Here is a 357-nt window from a genome sequence, read left to right on the forward strand (position 1 = left end):
CCGAACAGGAACGTCACCAGGAAGCCGATCGACCACAGCATCGGCGTCTCGAACGACAGCGACCCCTTCCACATGGTGCCGATCCAGTTGAAGAACTTCACCCCCGTCGGCACCGCGATCAGGAACGTCATGAACGAGAAGAACGGCAGCAGCACCGCCCCCGTCGCGAACATGTGGTGCGCCCACACGGTCACCGACAGCCCGGCGATCGCGATGGTCGCGGCGATCAGCCCGATGTAGCCGAAAAGCGGCTTGCGCGAGAAGACCGGCAGGATCTCGCTGATGATCCCGAAGAACGGCAGCGCGATGATGTAGACCTCGGGGTGCCCGAAGAACCAGAACAGGTGCTGCCACAGC

At 63.0% G+C, this 357-nt stretch carries 1 protein-coding gene; it reads right to left on the bottom strand.

The genetic code is table 11. From position 1 onward, the window contains the following. On the bottom strand, window positions 1-357 hold a 357-nt coding region (locus IE170_RS32700; protein ID WP_229884973.1), incomplete at both ends, for a cbb3-type cytochrome c oxidase subunit I.

Origin of the sequence: Streptomyces toxytricini (assembly GCF_014649915.1) — a bacterium.
In the GTDB taxonomy this organism is placed as follows: domain Bacteria; phylum Actinomycetota; class Actinomycetes; order Streptomycetales; family Streptomycetaceae; genus Streptomyces; species Streptomyces toxytricini.